The organism is Thermoanaerobaculia bacterium, from assembly GCA_035260525.1.
Lineage (GTDB): Bacteria > Acidobacteriota > Thermoanaerobaculia > UBA5066 > DATFVB01 > DATFVB01.
The window spans coordinates 1-3542 of record DATFVB010000174.1; the positions used below are offsets into that span (position 1 = coordinate 1).

Here is a 3542-nt window from a genome sequence, read left to right on the forward strand (position 1 = left end):
CCTGACGCTCCCGGGCGACCCCTTCCTCTATTACGGCGAGGAGATCGGGATGCAGAACGGCCCGGGAAACGCGGACGAAGAGAAGCGTGCTCCCATGCCGTGGGACGGGTCGGCGGGCGCCGGCTTCACGACCGGCACGCCCTGGCATGCCTTTTCGCCGGGACGGGAGACGGCCAACGTCGCGGCGGAGGCCGATCCCGCCTCCCTCCTCGCCCGGTACCGTTCGCTGATCCGCCTTCGCCGGGATCACCCCGCGCTCCGCTCGGGAGGGATCGAGCTCCTGGCCGACACCGGTCCGGTGCTCGCGTTCCTTCGCCGCACCCGGACGGAAAAGCTCCTCGTCCTCCACAACCTCGGCGGCCTGACGGTGACCGCGGGGACCTATGCGGCCGGGGGCGTGACGCTCGAGCCGGTCTTCGCCGACCCCCTCATCGGCGCCCCGGAGATCGGGGCGCGCGGAATTTCGGTCGTGCTTCCGCCGCACGCCTCCGGTATCTGGCGCGTCCGTTGATCCGCGGCTACCTCGTTTCGGCGGGGACCACTCCGGGCAGTCTCACGAGGCGCTTCTTGGCGGGATCGTAGTCTTTGAGGACCGCTTCCTGCGATTTCCCCGGAGGAACCACGATGTCGACCAGAGGTGGAGCGAATTCGTCCTCTTCCGGCGCGCCGCCGAACCGGCCCGGAGACGGCGTCGCGGCGACGGGAACGATCATCAGATTGTCGGCCGGCCCTTCCGTCAGGCCGAGCGTCGCCGTCGCGCTCGCTCGGGGATCGAAGTCCGCGGCGGTCACCACGACGACGTAGCTCCAGTCGGCCTTCGCTCTCCCGAGGAGGAAGGAGACGGGGACGACGAAAGAAACCTTCGCGCCCTCGACGCGCACCTGCGTCGGAAAGAAGATCCGCGAGTCGAGGTCCCGTTCGATCCCCTTCTTGATCGTCTCGAACTCGGCGGAGTCGATCCGGCCGAGCCTCGCTTTCATGTCGCGACGCGCATAGCCCTTCAGGAAGTCCCCCATCATGTCGTGCGCCAGCGCGGGCCGGGGGGTCAGGCAGATCGCTTTGTCCCACGCGGTGGAGGGATCGACCTCGGCCCGGCGGCCCGGCAGCAGCGCGAGCTGGCCGGAGCCGGGGACCCGGTCGGTGTCGATGTAGACGTCCAGATTGAACGTGTAGAAGCCGTGGCGGGCGACGCGGTCGAGCGTCTGCCCGAGCTCGTCGATCGGCCGCCGAGGCGGCGGGGCGATCGGGTGGGCGAACGTCGCTTCGAAGAGCGTCCCCTGCGGGTCCTCCTTCGCGACGAGCGAGACGAGGTCGAGGTCCCCCGGATGAAGATCGTCGCGGAGTGGATAGACGAGCGAGCCCGACCCGTGGTCGTCGCCGCGCGGATCGGTCAGCCGGAAGATGTCGCCGGCCCCCCGGGAGCGGCGCGGCGCGAGGTTCGCCGCCGCGAACAGGGCGAATACGAGGAGAGAACGTCGGCGCATGATTTTCCTCCGGCTCGAAGAACGGCCCGGCGGCCGAAGCCGCCGGGCCGACGAGTGAAACCCTATCAGAACGCCACTTTCAGCCACGCCTTGAGACGCTGCTGATCGAAGTCGCGGGAGAGCAGGCTGTTCCATCCGCCGAAACGGCCCGTGAATCCCGGGGAGTTGAGCGGAACGTTGTGGTTCTTCGAGATGTCCGCATCCGCGTACTGGACGACGTATCCGCCGCCGAAGTTCGGGTCGAAAGTCCCGAAGTTGTACTGGTACTCGAAGTGGAGCTCGTAGCCCGGACCGAGCACGTAGAGCGACCGCAGGGTCAGCATGTTCTTGTGGTGCTTTCCGGCGGCCATCTCGTGGAGGTTGTACGCCTGGAACGCCGTGTTGCCGTCCTTCAGATCCACGTCGTACCGGTCGTAGTTGAGATTCGCATAGAGCTCGTCGGTCAGCTGATAGCCGACTCCGAGGGAATACGCCCAATACTTCATGTCCCGGTCGTCGTCGGAGAGGCTGTCGAACGGCTTCCACTTGTAGCCGGTTTCGGTCGCCCCCGTCACGGGGTTGGTCACGGTGATCACGGGCGGGTTCCCGTAGAGGCTCGACGACGAGTTGCCCGGAGAATAGAAGTTCTGGTTCCCCGCGCAGGCGGCGCCGGCCCCGGGGCAGTCGCCCGGCTGATAGGGCAGGAACCTCGCGCTGTTCATCCGGTTGTCGGTTTCCTTGAGGTACTTGACGCGGCCGGTGAGCTCGAGCCCTTTCCCGACGGGAGCGACGTATTTCGCGTGCAGCGCGAGGAGATCGGTCTTCTTGTCCTGGAACGGAACGTACCCCGTCTCGAACCCGCCGATGCCCGCATCGGAATCGAAGCCGGGATACAACGTCGCGGAGATGGCCCGAGACGGAGTCCCGTACGCCTGCCAGTTCGTGTCGTAACCGAGGTGCGTGTATTCGGCGGAGAGATCGACCGGGCCCGCCGAGAACTTCGGGACGATCGTGATTCCCTTCCAGCCGATCGACGATTCGGCCATCGGCTCGTCGAAATCGCTGAACTGGTTGTCGACGTTGATCGTCGCGAGCTGCTGAGCGGTGCCGTCCCATCCTCCGTACATCGAGGGCCGGCCGATCGTGTTGAACACGCCGTAGGCGGTGTTGCCGGGGCCCGGCTGCATCCATGCGGCGTCATGGCCTTCCGTCAACAGAACGTCGTTCTCCCGGCGGGCCGCCATGAGCGACGAATAGTTCGCGCCGAGGAAGAATCCCTCGAGGTTGAACGAGAGCCCGATGCCGAAAGGATCGTTGACGTCGACGTCCGCCTTCCAGCTGTTGCCCTTGTGCGAGCCGAGGAGGACCGGCGAATAGGCGCCGAGTCCGGAGCCGTAGTTCGCGCCCGCGAGAACGGGGTCTGCAAAGGACGACGAACGATAGAACGCCCCGCGGATGTCGACGATCGATGCCGGATGGATCCCGACCCTCGCGCCGACGACCGTGTTGTGGAACCGCGTCCGCAGGTTCCGGCCGTTGTCGACGTTGTTGTCGCCCGCGTCGATCTCCTGGTCGTTGACCCACTGGAAGATCCCGCCGAAATCGACCTGCTGGGACGCCCGGTACTTGATCTGGGCGCCGTAGGCAGCGTCGGAAGCGGTCCAGTTGCCCGTGGTGAACCCGGGGCCGGCCCACAGGCGCGGTAGCGAGATACGGATTGCGTCCCAGGTCAGCTTGTGATTCGCCGCCGATCCCTGGAAGAGGAGCGCCTTCGCATTGTCGCGGTCGATGTAGCGGATCTGGCCGATCACGAACGGGTCGAACTGTCCGAGGTCGTTCGAGCCGACCGTGACGGCGTCGATCCACTTGTAGCCCGGGGTCATCAGGACCTGTGCGCCGCGGAACTGAAGGTAGTCGGACGAGCGGGGATCGAACTCTCCGCAATTGCCGGACGTGCAGCTCCCCGGACCCGGAGGCGTGTTGCCGTTGTTGAACCCGAAACCGCCGTAGTTCGTCCAGAAGTTCTGGTTGAAGCGGCTCTCGAGCCGGAACGTGAACGACACCTTGTTGTTGAGCTGG

The 3542-nt window shown here is 66.1% G+C and carries 3 protein-coding genes; 1 reads left to right on the top strand and 2 read right to left on the bottom strand.

Features of this window, described 5'->3' with window-relative positions; translation table 11 throughout:
* The coding region (locus VKH46_08535) for a DUF3459 domain-containing protein (protein HKB70875.1) at window positions 1–511 on the top strand (511 nt) is incomplete at its 5' end.
* A 7-nt stretch (window positions 512–518) separates the two neighbouring features.
* On the opposite strand, the gene VKH46_08540 is transcribed toward VKH46_08535, so the two are convergent.
* Both VKH46_08540 and VKH46_08545 read right to left on the bottom strand, forming a co-directional pair.
* A complete protein-coding gene (locus VKH46_08540) occupies window positions 519–1484 on the bottom strand; it encodes a glucodextranase DOMON-like domain-containing protein (GenBank protein HKB70876.1) in 966 nt (321 codons plus the stop codon).
* A gap of 65 nt (window positions 1485–1549) precedes the next feature.
* Window positions 1550–3542, bottom strand: a 1993-nt coding sequence (locus tag VKH46_08545; GenBank protein ID HKB70877.1) for a hypothetical protein, incomplete at its 5' end; no start/stop codon positions are given.